20 protein-coding genes are annotated in these 18806 nt (G+C 32.9%); 14 read left to right on the top strand and 6 right to left on the bottom strand.

The window, feature by feature from the left end; all coding sequences use genetic code 11:
• The 6 genes from LX95_RS01410 to LX95_RS01385 all read left to right on the top strand — a co-directional run bounded on the left by LX95_RS01410 (position 1) and on the right by LX95_RS01385 (position 5746).
• Entirely contained in the window at positions 1–414 is a 414-nt protein-coding gene (locus tag LX95_RS01410; RefSeq protein ID WP_111539632.1) for a putative signal transducing protein, read from the top strand.
• Positions 411–1034 (top strand): dethiobiotin synthase, encoded by a 624-nt coding sequence (gene bioD / locus LX95_RS01405; RefSeq protein WP_111539631.1) that lies wholly within the window; start codon positions 411–413, stop codon positions 1032–1034. The genes LX95_RS01410 and bioD overlap by 4 nt, the downstream gene beginning before the upstream one ends.
• A complete protein-coding gene (gene bioA / locus LX95_RS01400) occupies positions 1031–2314 on the top strand; it encodes an adenosylmethionine--8-amino-7-oxononanoate transaminase (RefSeq protein WP_111539979.1) in 1284 nt (427 codons plus the stop codon). The genes bioD and bioA overlap by 4 nt, the downstream gene beginning before the upstream one ends.
• A gap of 214 nt (positions 2315–2528) precedes the next feature.
• Positions 2529–3689 (top strand): beta-ketoacyl synthase N-terminal-like domain-containing protein, encoded by a 1161-nt coding sequence (locus tag LX95_RS01395; protein ID WP_111539630.1) that lies wholly within the window; start codon positions 2529–2531, stop codon positions 3687–3689.
• Positions 3690–3778: 89 nt separating this feature from the next.
• Positions 3779–4867 (top strand): biotin synthase BioB, encoded by a 1089-nt coding sequence (gene bioB, locus LX95_RS01390; protein WP_111539629.1) that lies wholly within the window; start codon positions 3779–3781, stop codon positions 4865–4867.
• A gap of 15 nt (positions 4868–4882) precedes the next feature.
• Positions 4883–5746 (top strand): cupin-like domain-containing protein, encoded by an 864-nt coding sequence (locus LX95_RS01385; protein WP_111539628.1) that lies wholly within the window; start codon positions 4883–4885, stop codon positions 5744–5746.
• Positions 5747–5849: 103 nt separating this feature from the next.
• Here LX95_RS01385 and LX95_RS01380 read toward each other — a convergent pair whose 3' ends face one another.
• The 3 genes from LX95_RS01380 to LX95_RS01370 all read right to left on the bottom strand — a co-directional run bounded on the left by LX95_RS01380 (position 5850) and on the right by LX95_RS01370 (position 8505).
• Complete coding sequence (locus LX95_RS01380) at positions 5850–6320, bottom strand: regulatory protein RecX (RefSeq protein ID WP_111539627.1); 471 nt, start codon at positions 6318–6320, stop codon at positions 5850–5852.
• Positions 6321–6387: 67 nt separating this feature from the next.
• Positions 6388–7929, bottom strand: a complete 1542-nt coding sequence (locus LX95_RS01375; protein WP_111539626.1) for an Rne/Rng family ribonuclease — start codon at positions 7927–7929, stop codon at positions 6388–6390.
• A gap of 285 nt (positions 7930–8214) precedes the next feature.
• Positions 8215–8505 (bottom strand): HU family DNA-binding protein, encoded by a 291-nt coding sequence (locus LX95_RS01370; RefSeq protein WP_111539625.1) that lies wholly within the window; start codon positions 8503–8505, stop codon positions 8215–8217.
• 140 nt (positions 8506–8645) lie between these two features.
• Here LX95_RS01370 and mutY point away from each other — a divergent pair, with 140 nt between their 5' ends.
• From mutY to LX95_RS01345, 5 genes are all read left to right on the top strand, one after another.
• Positions 8646–9710 carry an A/G-specific adenine glycosylase gene (gene mutY / locus LX95_RS01365; RefSeq protein ID WP_111539624.1) on the top strand — a complete coding sequence of 355 codons (1065 nt, stop codon included), beginning with the start codon at positions 8646–8648 and terminating at the stop codon, positions 9708–9710.
• A gap of 34 nt (positions 9711–9744) precedes the next feature.
• Complete coding sequence (locus LX95_RS01360) at positions 9745–10200, top strand: single-stranded DNA-binding protein (RefSeq protein ID WP_111539978.1); 456 nt, start codon at positions 9745–9747, stop codon at positions 10198–10200.
• A gap of 16 nt (positions 10201–10216) precedes the next feature.
• Positions 10217–11539, top strand: coding sequence for a gliding motility-associated protein GldE (locus LX95_RS01355; RefSeq protein ID WP_111539623.1), 1323 nt, complete (start codon positions 10217–10219; stop codon positions 11537–11539).
• On the top strand, positions 11529–12140 hold the full coding sequence (gldD, locus tag LX95_RS01350; RefSeq protein WP_111539622.1) for a gliding motility lipoprotein GldD: 612 nt from the start codon (positions 11529–11531) through the stop codon (positions 12138–12140). The genes LX95_RS01355 and gldD overlap by 11 nt, the downstream gene beginning before the upstream one ends.
• A gap of 146 nt (positions 12141–12286) precedes the next feature.
• Positions 12287–13180 carry a DMT family transporter gene (locus LX95_RS01345; RefSeq protein ID WP_111539621.1) on the top strand — a complete coding sequence of 298 codons (894 nt, stop codon included), beginning with the start codon at positions 12287–12289 and terminating at the stop codon, positions 13178–13180.
• A 119-nt stretch (positions 13181–13299) separates the two neighbouring features.
• Here LX95_RS01345 and LX95_RS01340 read toward each other — a convergent pair whose 3' ends face one another.
• The 3 genes from LX95_RS01340 to LX95_RS01330 all read right to left on the bottom strand — a co-directional run bounded on the left by LX95_RS01340 (position 13300) and on the right by LX95_RS01330 (position 17189).
• Complete coding sequence (locus tag LX95_RS01340; protein ID WP_111539620.1) at positions 13300–13491, bottom strand: hypothetical protein; 192 nt, start codon at positions 13489–13491, stop codon at positions 13300–13302.
• Positions 13492–13778: 287 nt separating this feature from the next.
• The gene (locus LX95_RS01335) at positions 13779–15845 is read right to left on the bottom strand and encodes a M16 family metallopeptidase (protein ID WP_111539619.1); all 2067 of its coding nucleotides are present in this window, start codon (positions 15843–15845) and stop codon (positions 13779–13781) included.
• Positions 15846–15863: 18 nt separating this feature from the next.
• A complete protein-coding gene (locus tag LX95_RS01330; RefSeq protein WP_111539618.1) occupies positions 15864–17189 on the bottom strand; it encodes a M16 family metallopeptidase in 1326 nt (441 codons plus the stop codon).
• 176 nt (positions 17190–17365) lie between these two features.
• Here LX95_RS01330 and LX95_RS01325 point away from each other — a divergent pair, with 176 nt between their 5' ends.
• The 3 genes from LX95_RS01325 (at position 17366) to rpmA (ending at position 18709) form a co-directional block, all read left to right on the top strand.
• The gene (locus tag LX95_RS01325; protein ID WP_111539617.1) at positions 17366–17833 is read left to right on the top strand and encodes a DUF4199 domain-containing protein; all 468 of its coding nucleotides are present in this window, start codon (positions 17366–17368) and stop codon (positions 17831–17833) included.
• Between the two features lie 112 nt (positions 17834–17945).
• The gene (gene rplU / locus LX95_RS01320) at positions 17946–18419 is read left to right on the top strand and encodes a 50S ribosomal protein L21 (protein WP_111539616.1); all 474 of its coding nucleotides are present in this window, start codon (positions 17946–17948) and stop codon (positions 18417–18419) included.
• Positions 18420–18448: 29 nt separating this feature from the next.
• Positions 18449–18709 carry a 50S ribosomal protein L27 gene (gene rpmA / locus LX95_RS01315; RefSeq protein WP_111539615.1) on the top strand — a complete coding sequence of 87 codons (261 nt, stop codon included), beginning with the start codon at positions 18449–18451 and terminating at the stop codon, positions 18707–18709.
• Positions 18710–18806 lie beyond the last annotated feature (97 nt).

Here is an 18806-nt window from a genome sequence, read left to right as displayed (position 1 = left end):
ATGGATGAAAGTTGGGTGGTGGTCGCTAAATATCCTTATTCGTCGGAGGCGCAAATCTATAAAGGGAGATTAGAAGCAGAAGGAATTCAGGTGCATTTGCAAGATGAATATACGATAGATACAGATCCTTTAATGAGTCACGCGATTGGTGGCGTAAAACTAAAAGTACGTAAGGAGGATGAAGATTTTGCTTTAGAAATTTTAGAAAAAATGCCTAAATTTTCTCTCACTAATGAGGGAGAGAAAATTCATTGTCCTAAATGCAATAGCTCAAAAATAGATTATTTTACCACCATACACGATTTAAAAACTTTTCTTGCCTTTTTAGGTAGTTGGATTGTCGCAGCCTTACCTTTTTATGCAGCTTACGAGTATCGTTGTGCCAATTGCAAAACAAAATTTAAAAAATTATGAGTCACATATTTATTACAGGAATAGGAACCGAAATAGGAAAAACGGTAATTTCTGCTATTGTGGTAGAAGCTTTAGAAGCCGATTATTTTAAACCTATTCAGGCGGGCGATTTAGATAACTCTGACACACATAAGGTAAAGAAACTGGTAAGTAACACCAACTCGAAATTCCACGAAAGTGCCTATAAGTTAAATACTCCTATGAGTCCGCACGCTTCCGCAGAAATAGATAATGTAATCATTAGTGCTAAAAACTTAAAACGACCTAAAACCCAAAACACATTAGTAATTGAGGGAGCAGGTGGAGTTTTAGTTCCGTTAAACGGAACAGAAATGATTATAGATTTAATTTCTAAAGATGATCAGGTAATTGTTGTTTCTAAACATTATTTAGGGAGTATTAACCACACATTACTTACCATCGAAGCTCTTAAAGCAAGAGGATTAAAAATAGCAGGAATTATTTTTAACGGAGAAGAAAACCCTACAACAGAAGAAATTATTCTCTCTCAAACTCAATTAAGTTTGTTGGGAAGAATAGAAGAAGAGCCTTATATAGATGAAGCGGTAGTGCGCTATTATGCTGCCCAATGGAAAGAAAATTTAAAGAAAATAAAATGAGTATTTTAGAAAAAGACAAAAAATACATTTGGCATCCGTTAACTCAACACAAAAAGAAACAAGAGATTTTGCCTATAAAAAAGGCTAAAGGAGTTTTTTTGTATGATGAAAATGATAAATCTTATGTAGACGGGATTTCTTCTTGGTACACAGCGGTTTATGGCCATTGTAATGACTTTATTATAGAAGCGGTAAAAACTCAAATGGAAACTTTAGACCAAGTGGTTTTTACAGGGTTTACGCATGAGCCTGCTACAAAACTTGCCGAAGCGTTAATGGAGATTCTTCCGGAAGGTCAGCAGAAAGTATTTTTCAACGACAACGGTTCGACTTCTACTGAAATCGGAATTAAAATGGCGTTGCAATACCATTACAATTTAGGTAAGGATAGAAAAACCATGCTTGCTTTTGAAGAAGGTTTTCATGGGGATACCTTTGGAGCAATGTCGGTATCTGGGCTTTCGGTTTATAATGGAGCTTTTGAAGATCATTTTATTAAAGTAAAACGCATTCCTGTTCCTAATGGTAAGAATACAGACGAAATTCTTCAGAAAATAAAAGATATACATAAAGAAACTCCTTTGGCAGGGTTTATTTATGAGCCATTAGTGCAAGGAGCTGCTGCGATGAAAATGTACGACAAAAAAGATTTAGATCAAATTTTGAGATTGTGTAAATCTTTAGATATTGTTTTGGTAGCCGATGAGGTGATGACTGGTTTTGGAAAAACAGGAAGTTATTTTGCTTCAAATTTTATGGAAACCAAACCCGATGTAATGTGTTTGTCTAAAGCATTAACAGCGGGTCTTTTACCAATGGGTGCTACCACATGCTCTCAAAAAATATATGATGCTTTTTATGATGACGAGATTGCTAAAGGACTATTTCATGGGCATACATATACAGCAAATCCGTTAGCTTGTACTACAGCTTTGGCGGCAATTAAATTATTGATTAGCAAAAGTATACAAGAGAATATAGAAAAAATAATTAAGAGCCATCAGGCTTTTGGACTGCATATTAAAACTCACGCTAAGGTAAAATCTGTGAGGCAGCAAGGAGTAATTTTTGCTTTTGAATTAGACGTCGAGTTTTCTAGGTACGGAAATATGCGCGATAAAATATATCAATTTTTTATGAGCGAAGGAGTTTACCTAAGACCTTTAGGAAATACAATTTACATTTTAGCCCCTTATATAATTGAAGAGAAAGAATTATTGAAAATTTATAATTCTATTGAAAAACTTTTAAATTCAGATTTGTTAAATAGCAGTGATTAAGCTGTTTTGTTAAGGAATGTATTTATTTTTAATAAATAAAATTACATATATTCTTATTTTTAGATAAATATTTGTTATTATTGAGTATTAATTTTTAGTAATTGAGATTTTTCTAAAAATTAGGATTTGGGGTAACCTAATTTTTACTTGAAGCTCTGGTGTTTGCCGGAGCTTTTTTTTATATTTTTGAATCCAAAATATAGAAACATCTTATTTGAAAACTTTCCCCATTTATATTGAAGCTATAAATTCTATTTCTGCCTTAGGAAATTCTACAGAAGAAGTTTTAAAAAGCTACAAAAACGAGAAACCTTTGTTTACAGTTAAAGATTATAAGCACTTTAAGAATGCTTATGTTTCTTGCTTATCAGAAAGTTCTAAATACTGTTTGGAAGAAATTAAGAGGGAGAATAAATTTTATGCTTCTTTAGATGATTCTGTATTGTTAGCTATTTTTTCGGCAAGAAAAACTTTAAATCAGTTAAATTGGAAGAAAGACTTTGGGGTTAACATAGGTTCATCAAGAGGTGCAACAGGTTTATTTGAAAAGTATCACGAAGAATTTATCACTAAAGGGAATACTTCCGCATTAGCGTCACCCACTACTACTTTAGGGAATATTTCATCTTGGGTGTTGCAAGATCAACAAAGTAAAGGACCAGAGATGAGTCATTCTATCACTTGTTCTACCGCTATGCATTCTGTTTTAAATGGTATTGCTTGGATTAAAAGCGGGATGAGTGATCAGTTTTTGGTTGGTGGAAGTGAAGCACCCTTAACCGATTTTACCCTGGCGCAAATGAAAGCCTTAAAATTATATGCCTCATTTAAAGAAAATGAAGTTTTTCCTAATAAGAGTTTAGATTTTAGCAAAGATAGAAATACAATGATTTTGGGCGAAGCTTGCTGTACTATCGCTTTAAGCGGAAAGAAAACCAAAAAAGCCATTGCTAAAATTACTGGAATAGGTTATGCTACAGAAAGTTTAACTCATAATATCTCTATTTCCTCTGAAGCAGATTGTTTGCAAACCTCGATGCGAAAAGCTTTAGACGATGCTCAATTAACTACTGTTGATGCAGTAATTATGCATGCACCAGGAACAAAAAAGGGAGACACCTCTGAATTAAAGGCTATTGAAAATTTATTTAAAAAGGAAATGCCTTTATTAACCTCTAATAAATTTATGATAGGTCATAGTTTTGGAGCTTCTGGAGCTATGAGTTTAGAAATGGCGGTATTAATGCTGCAACATCAGCAATTTTTTTCGAATCCTATGTATAATAATAACTTCAGCAAAAAAGAATTGAAGAATATTATGGTTAATGCGGTAGGTTTTGGAGGAAATGCAGTGAGTATAATTGTTTCGGTATAGCGTAAAATAGTTAATTATTACAAAGTATATTATTATTAGATATAAATAACCACTTCATTTCTTATTTTTGAAGTATTAATTATCAGGATATGATCACAAAACACGATTGGACAAAAGAAGAAGTTCTAGCAATATATAATAAACCTTTAATGGAGCTTCTTTATGAAGCTGCTACGGTTCATAGAAAATATCACGAAGCTAATACAGTTCAGGTTTCTACATTATTATCAATAAAAACAGGAGGATGTCCAGAAGATTGTGGTTATTGTCCACAAGCAGCTAGATATCATACCGATATTGAAGGAAATGACTTAATGAGTGTGCAGCAAGTAAAAGCACAAGCTTTAAGAGCAAAATCTTCAGGTAGTTCTAGAGTTTGTATGGGAGCAGCTTGGCGTAATGTTAAAGACGGACCAGAGTTTGATAATGTACTAGAAATGGTAAGAACTATCAATAAGCTGGATATGGAGGTTTGTTGTACCTTAGGTATGATTACCGAAAACCAAGCTAAAAGATTAGAAGAGGCAGGTCTATACGCTTATAACCATAACTTAGATTCTTCTGAAGAGTATTATAAAGAGGTGATTTCAACTCGCGGTTATGAAGATCGTTTGGAAACTTTAGACAACGTGAGAAAAACGAATGTTACTGTTTGTAGTGGAGGAATAATAGGAATGGGAGAAAAGGAAGAAGATAGAGCAGGAATGCTGGTAGCTTTAGCTAGATTAAATCCGCAGCCAGAATCTGTGCCTATTAATGCATTAGTGCCCGTAGAAGGAACTCCTTTAGAAGAACAATTAAAAGTGCCTATTTGGGACATGATAAGAATGGTGGCCACCACTAGAATTGTAATGCCGCAAACACAAGTACGTTTATCTGCTGGTAGAACAGATATGAGTAGAGAGGGACAAGCTATGTGTTTCTTTGCAGGAGCAAACTCTATTTTTGCTGGAGATAAATTGCTTACCACACCAAATCCAGATGTAAACGAGGATATGAAGATGTTCGAACTTCTAGGGTTAAATGTGCAAAAGCCTTTTGCTAAACATGCGCAAACAAAAAGTGTAGAAGCAAAAGATTCTAAAATTTCAGCATTAGGTGAAAAACCAAAATGGTCTAGACCAGAACATAAAATTGAAAAGAATTTAGAAGCTCAAAAGAAAAGAGTTAAAGCGTAAATTGAAATTAAAAAGATGCGGTTAAAAGATGTAGATGTAGTAGACTCTATTGAAGCAAAAGAATTTTTAACCAATTATATAAACCCTCTAATGCCTTTGGTCGTTAGGGGGTTGTCTAAAGACTGGAAAGCTCATCATAACTGGAGTTTAGATTATTTTGCACAAAATGTAGGGGAGGTAGAAGTGCCTTTATATAATAGTGAACCAGCAAAAGGACAAGAGCCTTCTAGGAAACCAGTTACTAGAATGCTCATGAAAAATTATATTGAGCTTTTAAAAAAGGGTCCGACCGATCTACGAATATTCTTCTTCAATATCTTACAAAAAGCACCTCAATTAGTAGGTGACTTTGAGTACCCAAATTTGGGAATTAAATTTTTTAAAAAATTACCAGTTTTATTTTTTGGTGGTGCAGGATCAAAAGTTTTACTGCATTATGATATTGATTTTGCTAACAACTTGCACTTTAACTTTATAGGAGAGAAAGAGGTGATTTTATTTCCGCATGACCAAAAACCTTTTTTGTATCACGTGCCTTATTCAATAGTTTCAATGGAAAGTATAGAATTTGATAGACCAGACTATAAAAAATACCCTGCTTTAGAGTATGCTAAAGGTTATAAAGTAAAATTAAAACCTGGGGAAATGCTTTATATTCCTAGTGGTTATTGGCATTATATTCGTTACATAACTCCTAGTGTTTCACTAACTTTAAGGTCTTTTCCTTATTCTTTTAATAAAAGAATGAAGTTTCTAAAAAGCATATTGTTTACCATGCATTTTGACAATCTTATGCGCAAATTAAAGGGGCAAAACTGGATTGATTATAAAAATAAGAAAGCTATTGAGAGAGCAGAAAAAACAATTAAGGACTGTTAATTTGTCATGAAGAAATCTTGAAGATGTTTGTTAATTAGGAGTATGTAATAATTGAGAAGTTGAAAAATAATTTCTAGAAAACTTTAGGGAAACTATATTGTATTTACTTTATTTCAGCTAGTTTTTCATAAATGAGATGACTTTCCCAGCCTCTATACAGTAAATAATCTGCAATTTTCTTTTTTAATTTTACCGGATTTTTTTCTGTTAAGCTATCACGTCTTTTTGTAAAGAGTTGATTTAGGGTTTCATGGTAGTCTTCTTCGTTAATTTCTTTAAGTGCTGTAGTGATATTAAACCTAGAAATTTTTCTTTTTTTCAGCTCTTGCTGAATTCTTAATTTACCCCATTTTTTTATTCTGAATTTGCCTCGTGCAAAGCTTTGTGCGAAGCGTTCTTCATTGAGGAAGTCTTCTTGTATAAGAGTATGAATTATTTGCTGTCGAGCTTCAGGAATCATTCGCAATTCAAATAGTTTTTGCTCAACATCTTGATGACAGCGATCTTGATAAGCGCAATAATTCATAAGCTTTATCGTAGCTTCTTTAACGGTATATGTTTTATGGGTATTCAATTTATATTTAATATATAGTGTAAAAATAAAAAACCCTGTAAAGAATATCCTTACAGGGTTTAGTTTTTTAGAGTATTTCTTCCCCGTTTTTATCGTGAAAGTGATATTCTAGATACGTGTAAGCATCTCTTGGTAATATTTTTACCCAGCGTTTATGGTCAAAAAACCATTTGCTTCTAGGTGATGGAATGCCTCTGGTTAAAAAGGCGGCCACAAAAGGATGAGCCGTAAGACTCATTTTCTTATGTCCTTTTTTAATAATTTTTTGTAAGTCGGCGTTTATTTTATTAATTACAACAATAGGAGCTTCAATTTCCCCTCCCGTTCCGTTGGGGTTTTCTTCTCTTGTTTTAATATTCATTTCCGGTCTTACGCGTTGTCTTGTAATTTGTATCAACCCAAATTTGGTAGGAGGTAAGATTTTGTGTTTAGCACGATCATCACTCATTTCATCTCTTAAGTGATTGTAAAGGGCTTTACGGTTATCGGCTTTATTCATGTCAATAAAATCGACTACAATAATTCCTCCCATATCCCTTAATCGCAACTGTCTTGCAACTTCAGAAGCACTTATTAAGTTAACTTCTAAAGCGGTTTCTTCTTGGTTTTTGGCTTTGCTACTTCGGTTACCACTGTTTACATCTACAACATGCATTGCTTCTGTATGCTCAATAACCAAATAAGCACCTTTACTCATAGAAACGGTTTTACCAAAGGCTGTTTTAATTTGCCTTTCTATCCCAAATTTTTCAAATATGGGTACATTGGATTGGTATAACTTTACAATAGACTCTTTTTCAGGAGAAAACTCTCCTACATAATCTTTAATTTGAGTGTAAAGCGCTTCATCATCAGTACAAATAGAAGTAAAGGAGTCGTTAAACATGTCTCTTAGAATAGAAGAGGCTCTATTTAATTCACCTAACACTTTTGTAGGATGGTGGGCTTTATACAATTTTTTGCACATTCCTGTCCATCGACCCATTAAATTCTGTAGGTCTTTGTCGAGTTCTGCTACTTTTTTGCCTTCTGCTACGGTTCGTACGATAACACCAAACCCTTTGGGTTTAATGCTTTTTACCAATCTCTTTAAGCGTTCTTTTTCATCTTTACTTTCAATTTTTTGAGAAATTGAAATTCGATTAGAAAAAGGAACAAGAACGATATATCTTCCAGCAAATGAAAGTTCGCTACTTATTCTAGGTCCTTTGGTAGAGATAGGCTCTTTTACAATTTGTACCAGTAAAGATTGATTTGATTTAACGGCATCTACAATGCTACCATCTTTATCAATATCGGTCTCTAAAGGAAAATCCTTTAAAGAAAAGTCTTTTAATTTACCTGTGCTTACACGTTTTACGAATTTCAATAAAGAACCAACTTGTGGGCCTAGGTCGTGATAGTGTAAAAAACCATCTTTTTCATAACCTACATTTACAAATGCAGCATTAAGACCAGGTATAGCTTTTCTTACTTTGGCGATAAAAATATCACCTACAGAAAAATTGCTATCGTCGTTTTCTTTATGTAATTCTACTAGTTTTCCATCTTTTAATAAGGCAAAATCAACAGCAGAGGAATTTGATCTAATAATTAATTCTTTATCCATTATTCCTAGCTAATTAGATTTTTATCCATACATGATAAATCATATATAGATGGATTAAACAATAATTTTTCACAGGGTTTGTAAAAATCCTGATGAAGCTTTTTTACAGCTTCAATTTCAATGAACGTTTTTAATAAAAAAAAGTAGTTTGAAAACTACTTTTTCTTGTGTCGGTTAGCTCTTCTTCTCTTCTTACGCTTGTGCGTAGCTACCTTATGTCTTTTTCTTTTTTTACCACTTGGCATAAAAATATGTATTTAAATTAATAATTCGTTTTAACTTTTTTTATTTTACTTCTACGTTGGTTTTTACACCTTCTACAAAAACTTTTGCTGGTTTAAATGCAGGGATGTTATGTGCAGGAATTTTAATTGTCGTGTTCTTAGAAATATTTCTTCCTGTCTTTTCTGCACGCGTTTTAATGATAAAACTTCCAAAACCTCTTAGGTAAACATTATCTCCACTTTCCAAAGAATTTTTTACCTCGTCCATAAAGGTTTCTATAGTAGCTTGTACGTCACCTTTTTCCATTCCTAATTTCTCCGAAATGTTTGCTACAATATCTGCTTTCGTCATCTTACAATTATTTTTTGTTATATAAGGGTTATCATTTTTAGAGGGGGCAAATATACTAATTTAATTATCAATAAATCAAACCTAAATGTTTAAATAGTAACGGAATAAACTTTTATGTTCGCATTTTAATAAAAACATCCATGAAATTTCATAACAAGCTCATAGATTGGTATTTAGTGAATGCAAGAGATTTACCTTGGCGTAAAACTCAAGACCCATATCCTATTTGGTTGAGTGAAATTATGCTTCAGCAAACGAGAATAAGTCAGGGTTTACCTTATTTTTTCAAGTTTATAGAAGAATTTCCTACTGTTTTTCACCTCGCAAATGCTAGTGAAGACCAAGTGTTAAAACTTTGGCAAGGCTTAGGTTATTATTCTAGGGCAAGAAACCTTCATTCTACTGCAAAACATGTAGCTTATAACCTTAACGGAATTTTCCCCAACACTTATAAAGAATTAAAGACCTTAAAAGGAGTAGGAGATTATACAGCTAGTGCTATTGCTTCTTTTTGTTATCGAGAACCAGTTGCTGTGGTAGATGGTAATGTATATAGAGTGTTAAGTCGTTTTTTTGGAATAGACACTCCTATTAATTCTACCGAAGGGGTTAAAGAGTTTAAAAATTTAGCACAAAAATTACTTGATAAAAAGCAGCCTCACATTTACAATCAGGCAATTATGGAATTTGGAGCTTTGCAATGTTCGCCAAAATCTCCCGATTGTAATTCTTGTCCTTTACAAACCAACTGTGTCGCATTTCAGCAAGATTTAATTTCATCGCTTCCGCGGAAGCTAAAAAAAACAAAGGTTCAAGAAAAATTCTACAATTACCTCGTCATAGTAGATTCTAGAGAAAATGTGCTTATTGAAAAAAGAACAGGGAACGGAATTTGGAAAAATTTATATCAATTTCCATTAATAGAATCTCCAAAAGACTGTAACCTGCCTAAAGATTTAATTTCGTTTGATGAAAATAAGATTCCTCAAGAGATTTTAGAAAAAGCTTTACTTTATAATGAAGAGCCTATAAAACACATACTTTCTCACCGAAAATTATGGGTAAAATTTTGGGTGATAAACATTGAAAATTTAAATTTTATAGAAAATCTTTCAAAGTCATTTATTATGACTAATCAAATAGATACTTTTGCAGTTCCTGTAGTGATCGAAAAATTTATTGACACTTACGGTTTTAGCAAATAATACTTTTTGCTTACATTTACTAAAAAGAGAAATTATGGCAGGTACATTAAATAAAGTAATGCTTATAGGACATACGGGAGATGATGTAAAAATGCATTATTTTGAAGGTGGAGGTAGCATAGGTAGATTTCCGTTAGCAACCAACGAAGATTATGTGAACAAAACTTCTGGAGAGCGCGTGAGTAATACCGAATGGCATAATATTGTTGTGCGAAATAAAGCCGCCGAAATTTGCGAGAAATACCTTAAAAAAGGGGATAAAGTATATATTGAAGGAAGAATAAAAACTAGAAAATGGACCGATGATAAAGGTTTAGATCGTTATTCTACAGAAATTCAATGTACCGAGTTTACATTTCTAACTCCAAAAGATCAAGCTGGTGCACCAGCAATGAATCAAAATCAACCTCAATCACAGGCTTCTAGCTCTCAGAGTAATTATAAAAAGCCCGATATGCAAACCGAGGATGACGACGATTTACCATTTTAATTAAAATTTATAACCTTTGGACCCTGACCCTTCCAGTTTAATTACCCTTTTGTCGCTAGGATTTTACGATGTTCTTAGCTTTTTCTTGTTGTTTTTTCTTTTAGCTTGTTCTGCTTTAATTTCAGGCTCAGAAGTGGCCTTGTTTTCTTTAACTCCGTCAGATTTTGATGTAGATGAAGGAAAGATTTCCGCTAAGCAACAAATATTAATTCGTCTTTTAGATCGGCCTAAAAAATTATTAGCGACTATTTTAGTGGCCAATAATTTTGTGAATATCGCCATTGTTTTATTGTTTGATGCGCTTGCAGATAGTTTATTTGCAGGGATTAATTCAGTTTTCTTTGGGATTAATATTCGGTTTGTGGTAGAGGTGGTTATTGTAACCTTTCTTATTTTACTTTTTGGAGAAATCTTGCCAAAGATTTACGCCAATAGAAATAAAGTAAAATTCTCGCATTTTATGGCCTTTCCACTTGGGGTTTTAGATAAACTTTTTAGTGTGTTTAGTTTGCCTATGCGTTATGTTACGGTGTTAATTCATAATAAACTAGGGAAGCAAAAATCTAATTTAAGTGTAGATCAGCTCTCACAAGCTTTAGAGCTTACGAGTGAAGAAGATACAACTAAAGAGGAGCAAAAAATTCTTCAGGGGATTGTTTCTTTTGGGAATACGGTTACTAAGCAGGTAATGAAAAACCGAATGGATGTTTTTGCTCTTAATAAAGAACAGCCCTATAAAGAAGTAATTGAAGAAATTGTAGAGCAAGGGTATTCTAGAATTCCTGTATATGAAGATAGTATAGACAATATTTTAGGAATCCTTTACATTAAAGATCTATTGCCGCATCTAGATGAAACCAATTTTAAATGGCAAGATCTAATTAGAGAAGCTTTTTTCGTTCCAGAAAATAAAAAGTTAGATGATTTATTAAACGATTTTAAAGAGAAGAAAAACCACCTAGCTATAGTGGTGGATGAGTATGGAGGAACCAGCGGAATCATTTCTTTAGAAGATATTATTGAAGAAATAGTTGGAGATATTAGTGATGAATTTGATGATGAGGATTTAGTGTTTTCAAAACTAGATGATTACAATTTTATTTTTGAGGGTAAAACTCCAATGAAAGATTTTTATAGAGTCATTAAGCTAGAAGAAAACGATTTTATTGAAGAGAAAAGGGGAGAAGCAGAAACTTTAGCAGGCTTTCTATTAGAAATTTCGGGAGAATTCCCTAAAAAAAATCAGGAGCTTAAGGTAGAGCATTTTACCTTTACGATTGAGGCGGTAGATAATAAACGAATTAAACAAGTTAAACTGAATATAGCTCATGAAATATAGCCTTATTCTTATCATTATTAGCAGTTTTTTTGTAAGCTGCGGTGACGATGCAGCGCAACCTAAACCTAAAGCATTTTTAGCCTTAGAATATCCTACACCTATTTATAAAAAGGTTGAATTTCCTTGTTCTTATTCTTTTGAAATCAATGAAATAGCCAATTTAAAATCTCCGAAAATTAAAAATCCTTGTTGGGTAAATATTGATTATCCTCTCCTTGACGGAACTATATTTATTACCTACCAACCAGTAAATAACAATCTAAAAGAGTTATTGATGGATGCTCAAAAGCTTCCGCTAGAGCATACCGTAAAAGCCGATGAAATTGAAGGTGATACTTACATCAATAAAAAGAAAAGATCGTTTGGTACGTTTTACGAAGTTTATGGCGACGCCGCCTCGCAAGCGCAGTTCTATTTAACCGATAGTGTTAATCACTTCCTCACAGGTTCAATATACTTTAAAAGTAAACCTAATTTTGACTCAATAGTTCCTGCTGCAAATTACCTAAAAAACGATATTAAACATCTTATGGAAAGTGTGACTTGGGAGAATTGGTCGCCTCAACATCAACCTAAAGACAGCCTTTCTGTAAAAGAATAAACTACAACTAATAAAATTAAAAGATGTTTTTAAGAACGGTTTTTGTTTTTAAAGCATTAACTTTTTAGGCAAAATAATCTTTCTTAAAAAGGTAGTACACCTCATAAATAAATAAGATTTTTGCAACTTCTTTAAAAAAAGAGGCTATGCAACAATCACATTACAAATGGCTTTATTTAATAGCACTTTCGCTAGTTTGGGGAAGTTCGTTTATACTTATCAAAAAAGGATTGGTAGGTTTAACCGCTATGCAATTGGGAGCGCTAAGAACCGTTTTAGCTTCTATCTTTTTATTAATTATAGGCTTTAACAGTATTAAGAAGATTAAAAAAGAACAGTGGAAATGGATTACTGTTTCTGCTTTGTTGGGTAGCTTTTTTCCTGCTTTCTTTTTCGCTTTCGCGGAATTAGAGATTGATAGCGCCATTGTTTCAATTTTGAACTCTACCGTTCCTATATTATCCATTATCATAGGATTTTTAATCTTTTCGGTACAGTCAACCAAAAATCAAGTGATTGGTGTATTTGTAGGTCTATTGGGTTCTATTTTTCTTATCGGAAGTGGAGCAACGCTTAATGCCGATCAAAACTATTGGTATGCCTTATTACCATTGGCAGCTACTACCATGTATGCATTTAATGTGCATATTATAAAAAGACATTTGCAAGAAATACCAGCCTTAAGCATTACAGTGGGTTGTTTTACTATTTTGTTTTTTCCAGCTTTACTAGTATTGTACTTTTCAGACTTTTTTCAAGCCGAATTATTGCAACAAGAAGAAGTGCAAATTTCTATAGGTTATATCGCTATACTTTCGGTAGTAGGGACGGGAATTGCTAAGATTTTATTTAATCGATTGGTGCAATTATCCAACCCAGTGTTTTCTACTTCGGTAACGTATTTAATCCCTGTAGTGGCATTAACGTGGGGAATTTTAGATGGAGAAACTTTTAGCCTATGGCAAGCTCTTTCGGGGATCGTCATTTTAATTGGTGTTTATTTTGCCAATAAAAAACGAAAAGTGAAAGCAAGTCGATAGGGAAATATAATTTGGTTAAGACCATTTAATGTATTGCATGTCAAAACACTCGTCTCATATTTTTGCACAATGCCTTCATTATTTTCTATAATAATACCAAACTTACCTGAAACAATACCTTATTCTTCATCTAAATAGGTGATGTAAAGTTTATCAGTGTTTTCAGCAAATGGATATACATTCCCTTGTTCAATCTCTAAGTCATCTGTTGGAACACTAATTAATATGATATGAAAAAATTTATTATCTATATTCCCTAGTGCAAAATAATACCCTCCATCAACATATTGATAATCATAGTCTAATAACAAAAGAGGTTATAGGAAAAAACACTTTGCTGTATAGTTAATTACCAAAAGTATTTTTTCTTGTTTGGGCAGCTTGAATTAATTAATAAGCTTAAGGGTCTTGGGATTTTTTTTACCGTCGTATTGGTTCCACATCCTCAATCTACAAGACAAGTATATAGTTACCAATAAAATAAAAAAAAAGATTTATAGTGTGTTTTTAAATGCGTTTTAAGTAGATACGTTTCCGTAAAGTTCATAAAAAAACCCGACTGTTATAGTCGGGTTTTAAAAATAGGATTTAAGAAATCTTAGTTAAAGTCTGCGTCTTTTACGTCTTCATTGATTTTAACTTCATTCATTTTGATATCTACTAATTGCGGACCAAAACTTACGTTTAATGTATGTGGAAACTTCACGCCATTTACGGCTTTATAATCTCCATACATTGTAGTATTTTCTGCTGTTTGTCCCATTTGTTCAATTGTAGTAACACTTTTTACTTTTAAGCCGCTTTCTGTGCTGTAGTAGCTTTTCTTGTCTTCAGAAACTTGCACTACATAAGCGTCTTTACCGTCAACTTTTTCTATTCCGGTAAGCTTAGCATCTTTTTCTACAGATAATTCAGTAAATAAAGAAGCATCTTTTTTAGCTTCTGCTACTTCTTCTTCCGTAAAGTCTTTTCTTTGACCTTGTGCTTCATTGTAACCTTTTTCTCCGTTAAAGGCAGATTTTTGAATAGTCATCCCATTCATACTCACCATTTCTAAAGATTTACCAGCACTGGTCTTCTTTCTAATTATAGAAAGATTCATTCCTTGGATGCTAGCACTACCTGTCATAGAAACAGACTTCACTTTGTTAATAGCGTCTTTGCCACCAATAGCTTTAATATAATTGTCATAAACTGTATTTACAGTTACTCCTTCTGGAACTGGTTTTTTAAGAACAGGCTTATCTACTTTATTTCCCTCTTTGTCAAAATACAGAACAGGTACTTTTTTTCCGTTAAGCTCTACTTTTTCTAAATTCTCTATAACCTCTGCACCTTTACCAGCGACTACAATTTGCATATTGCTAGTTTTATAGTATTTGTTGGCTACTCTCATAATATCTTCTTGAGTAACAGCATTGATTTTTTGCAAGAATTTTTGGTAGAAATCTGAAGGTAAATTTTCAGTTTCGATATTTAATGCATAGCTAGCAATAGTTGAAGGACGTTCTAATCTTAATACGAAATCTCCTGCAAATTTGTTTTTTGCGTTGCTTAAATCTTCATAAGAAACCTTTTCGGTCTTTATACGGTTAATTTCTTTGAAAGTTTCTACGATAGCACTATCTGTAACTGCATTTCTAACACTTGCCGAAGCAACGAATCTACTTGCATACCTGTCATCTCCTGTAGAGGTTCTTGCTCCATAAGTATACCCGTGCTCTTCTCTTAAATTCATATTTAAGTAGCTACCAAAGCTACCTCCTAAAATTTGGTTAGTTACCAATAGTGGGAAGTAATCTTCATCTGCCATTTGTAAATCAATTGTATTTTGAATACGTAATTCACTCTGTACAGCATTAGGTACATCTATAAAATCTATTTGTGTGTATTGTACCGCTGGTAAACTTGGTAATGAACCTGAAGGAGGAACATCTGCTTTCCAATCACTAAATAATTTTTTAGTTAATTTCTTAACATCTCTTTCTTTAATATCACCAACTACCACTAAGTAAGCATTTTTTGGAGAAATGTAGTTTTCGTAATATTTGCTTACATCGTCTAGAGTTACATTTTCTACTGAAGATTCAGTTTCAAATTCCCCGTAAGGGTGATTTTTACCATAAGCTAAAGCTGCGCTGACATTGCTAGCAATTACACCTGCACTTTTAGCATTACTTTTTATACCCTCAATTAATCTTTCTTTTTGTGTTTTAAATTCTTCTTGGTCAAACTTAGGTTGTAATAAACCTTGAGCCATCAACTCCATCACTTCTGGAAAGAATTTTGATAAAGAACTTGCCGAAGCACCTCTAGTGCTATAATTTACACTAGCACCTAAGAAATCAATACGTTCATTGAATTCGTCTTTAGACATTTTCTTTGTTCCATTTCCCATCATGGCACTATAAAGAGATTTTAAACCTTCTTTATTTCCTTCTGAGCTAGGTTTATTGTCTATGATTAAGCTCGCACTTACTCTAGGAAGTTTATGGTTTTCTACGACCATTACTTTTAAACCGTTATTTAATTTGAAAGATGCTGGTTTTCCTAAATTAATTTTTGGTGCCGGACCTGGTTGAGGTTGTTTAGAACGGTCTACTTGAGCTTGAGCTCCAACGACCATAAGGCACATAATAAATATTGAATATAATTTAAATTTCATTTTTTTGCTTTTTTAGAATTATTCAGAATCTGGAGTTGGTAAGTAATCTAAGTCTAAACGTTGATTTTTGTTTAGGTACTTGCTAGCTACTTCTTTAATATCTTCTCTTGTAATTCCTCTGTAGATTTCGATTTCTTTGTTAATTAAGTCTGTGTCTCCGTAAAGCATGTGATAAGTTGCTAATGATCCAGCAATTCCTTGTACGCTACTGTTAGAGTTTACAAACCTGTTCTCAAACTTGTTTTGAAGCTTTTGGTATTCTTTTTCAGAGATTAATTCTGTCTGAAGTTTTTTAATTTCTTCATCCATAGATTCTCCTAATTTGTCTAAAGGAGTTTCTCCCATAGCTAAAGCGCCCATTACGTACATACCATAATCTTCTTGAGATCTTGGGAATGCTAATACTTGTAAAGCCTCTTTGTCTTCATCTACCATTTTCTTGTACATACGAGAGCTTTTTCCATCAGTTAAAATAGAAGAGATCATATCTAATACATAAGCATCACGATCTTTCATAGAAGGAGTTCTATAAACATATAATTTAGCTGGTATTTGAATATTATCATCATACTCTGTAGCAGTAATCGTCTTTTGAATAGGCTCTTCTTTGATATTAACACGTTCTACTTTAGGTCCCTTAGGGATAGTAGAAAAGTATTTTTTAATCATTTCTTTCGTATCCTTAGCATCGATATCACCAGCAACTACTAAAGTAGCGTTGTTAGGTCCGTAATATTTATCAAAAAACGCTTTAAACTCATCTAATTGAGCTGCATCAAGATCTTCCATCGTTCCAATAACCGAATTTTTGTAAGGATGTTTGTCGAACATATAAGGACTAATTCCTGTACTGTAAATAATCTTACCGTAAGGAGAATTGTCTATTCTAGATCTTTTTTCTTCTTTTACAACTTCGTTTTGAGTGTCTACACCAATTTTATTAATCACAGGGTGAAACATTCTTTCAGATTCCATCCATAAACCTAATTCTAGATTGTTAGAAGGGAAAGTTTCGTAATAGTAGGTTCTATCTTGTGTTGTATTTGCATTATTGCTTCCTCCATTGGCAGCAACTACATTAAACCACTCTCCACGTGCAATATTTTCTGTACCTTCAAATAATAAGTGTTCAAAAAAGTGGGCAAAACCTGTTCTACCTGCTTCTTCATCTTTAGCACCTACGTGATACATCACCCCTACCGTTACAACTGGAGCTGTATTGTCTTGATGCAAAATTACGTGTAGTCCGTTGTCTAAATCATACTCCGTATATTCTACCTCTTGGGCGAAACCAGAGAAAGTTAAAAATAGAGCACAAAAAGCTGAGCTAATTTTTTTAATCATTTTTAGTTATTTTAAGTTTTTTAATAAGTCCTCAAAAATACCATTTTGTTACATAAAAAAGACGAGAATTCTAAAAACTTCCTGTAGGTTAACATACATATTTACAGAAATTAACATGATGTTGTAAATTATATTCATCATTTTTTTAGAAATTTATAGGACAAATGAAATTTATTATGAAAAATCAAGCTATTTCAATACGTTACGGACTTTTAATTGCAGCAGCATTAATTATTTATTTTTTACTTCTCTCTTTATTGGGGCTACATACTGATCCTATATATAGTTTGTTTAATGGTGTGATCACGGGTGCAGGGATTTATTTGTGCATCAAAAATTATCAAACATATAAAGGGATGAAGTTTAAATATCAGAAAGGATTTATGGCTGGAATAATTTCTGGATTTCTAGCGACATTTATTTTTACTTTATTTTTTGGTATTTATGCTACGAATTTTGATCCTAACTTTATTACTGAAATTTTAGAGGGCTGGCAAAATGATAATAATACCAATATAGCGATGCTCTTATTTGTTGTGGCTACCATGGGTTTTGCTACATCATTAGTGCTTACATTGGCATTTATGCAGTTATTTAAAAGTAGTTGGAATACCAGACAAGCTAAAAAAGACCTTGCGTCGTAATTGTGTTTTTGTTTTATTATTTAGTATCTAATTTTGTGGAAGATAGACTTGTGCGTTAAGAAAAATAGAATTATATTTGCAACCGTTTTAAACAAATTTAATAAGTTACGCTATGTACGCAATTGTAGAGATAGCAGGGCAGCAATTTAAAGTTGCAAAAGACCAAAAGGTTTTTGTTCACCGTTTAGCAGGAGAAGAAGGAGATTCAATTTCTTTCGATAAAGTTCTTTTAGCTGGTAACGGAAATGACATTACTTTAGGCGCCCCGGCTATAAAAGGAGCTCTTGTTGGAGCTAAGATTACACGTCACCTTAAAGGAGATAAAGTAATCGTATTTAAAAAGAAAAGACGTAAAGGTTACCGTGTAAAAAATGGTCACCGTCAATCTTTAACTGAAATCGTTATTGAAGATATTTCTTTTGATGGAGCTAGTAAAAAAGCTACTAAAAAGAACGAATCTAGTAAAGATGAATCTCAAGACTTAAACAAGCACACTGTTGCTGAATTAAGAGAGATGGCTAAAGATAAAGGACTAGAGGGTTATTCTTCTATGAAAAAAGCAGAACTAGTTGAAGCTTTAAGTTAATTATTAATTTACGAAAAACCTAAAATAAGATGGCTCACAAAAAAGGAGTTGGTAGTTCTAAAAACGGTAGAGAATCAGAATCGAAACGTTTAGGCGTTAAGATTTTTGGTGGTCAAGCTGCCATTGCAGGAAATATCATCGTAAGACAAAGAGGTACTGCGCACAATCCTGGTGAAAATGTGTATGCAGGAAAAGATCACACTTTACATGCTAAAGTTGACGGTCTAGTAAAATTTACGAAAAAAGGAAATAACAAATCATACGTTTCTATCGAACCGTTTGAAGCTTAGTATTTTCTTCTGAAAATAAAAAACCCTTCAGTTTTATAACTGAAGGGTTTTTTTATATCTCAAACTAAAAAAAGCCTCTCAAATATTTGAGAGGCTT

Origin of the sequence: Mesonia algae (assembly GCF_003253545.1) — a bacterium.
Classification (GTDB): domain Bacteria; phylum Bacteroidota; class Bacteroidia; order Flavobacteriales; family Flavobacteriaceae; genus Mesonia; species Mesonia algae.
Note: the sequence above shows the minus strand (reverse complement) of the source record. Positions and strands in the feature narration are given on the sequence as shown.

What these genes read in the sequence shown, in the direction of transcription:
- LX95_RS01410 (WP_111539632.1), top strand. Translation starts at nt 1, where the DNA reads ATGGATGAAAGTTGGGTGGTGGTCGCTAAATATCCTTATTCGTCGGAG.
- bioD (WP_111539631.1), top strand. Translation starts at nt 411, where the DNA reads ATGAGTCACATATTTATTACAGGAATAGGAACCGAAATAGGAAAAACG.
- bioA (WP_111539979.1), top strand. Translation starts at nt 1,031, where the DNA reads ATGAGTATTTTAGAAAAAGACAAAAAATACATTTGGCATCCGTTAACT.
- bioB (WP_111539629.1), top strand. Translation starts at nt 3,779, where the DNA reads ATGATCACAAAACACGATTGGACAAAAGAAGAAGTTCTAGCAATATAT.
- LX95_RS01385 (WP_111539628.1), top strand. Translation starts at nt 4,883, where the DNA reads ATGCGGTTAAAAGATGTAGATGTAGTAGACTCTATTGAAGCAAAAGAA.
- LX95_RS01375 (WP_111539626.1), bottom strand. Translation starts at nt 7,929, where the DNA reads ATGGATAAAGAATTAATTATTAGATCAAATTCCTCTGCTGTTGATTTT.
- LX95_RS01370 (WP_111539625.1), bottom strand. Translation starts at nt 8,505, where the DNA reads ATGACGAAAGCAGATATTGTAGCAAACATTTCGGAGAAATTAGGAATG.
- mutY (WP_111539624.1), top strand. Translation starts at nt 8,646, where the DNA reads ATGAAATTTCATAACAAGCTCATAGATTGGTATTTAGTGAATGCAAGA.
- LX95_RS01360 (WP_111539978.1), top strand. Translation starts at nt 9,745, where the DNA reads ATGGCAGGTACATTAAATAAAGTAATGCTTATAGGACATACGGGAGAT.
- gldD (WP_111539622.1), top strand. Translation starts at nt 11,529, where the DNA reads ATGAAATATAGCCTTATTCTTATCATTATTAGCAGTTTTTTTGTAAGC.
- LX95_RS01345 (WP_111539621.1), top strand. Translation starts at nt 12,287, where the DNA reads ATGCAACAATCACATTACAAATGGCTTTATTTAATAGCACTTTCGCTA.
- LX95_RS01335 (WP_111539619.1), bottom strand. Translation starts at nt 15,845, where the DNA reads ATGAAATTTAAATTATATTCAATATTTATTATGTGCCTTATGGTCGTT.
- LX95_RS01330 (WP_111539618.1), bottom strand. Translation starts at nt 17,189, where the DNA reads ATGATTAAAAAAATTAGCTCAGCTTTTTGTGCTCTATTTTTAACTTTC.
- LX95_RS01325 (WP_111539617.1), top strand. Translation starts at nt 17,366, where the DNA reads ATGAAAAATCAAGCTATTTCAATACGTTACGGACTTTTAATTGCAGCA.
- rplU (WP_111539616.1), top strand. Translation starts at nt 17,946, where the DNA reads ATGTACGCAATTGTAGAGATAGCAGGGCAGCAATTTAAAGTTGCAAAA.
- rpmA (WP_111539615.1), top strand. Translation starts at nt 18,449, where the DNA reads ATGGCTCACAAAAAAGGAGTTGGTAGTTCTAAAAACGGTAGAGAATCA.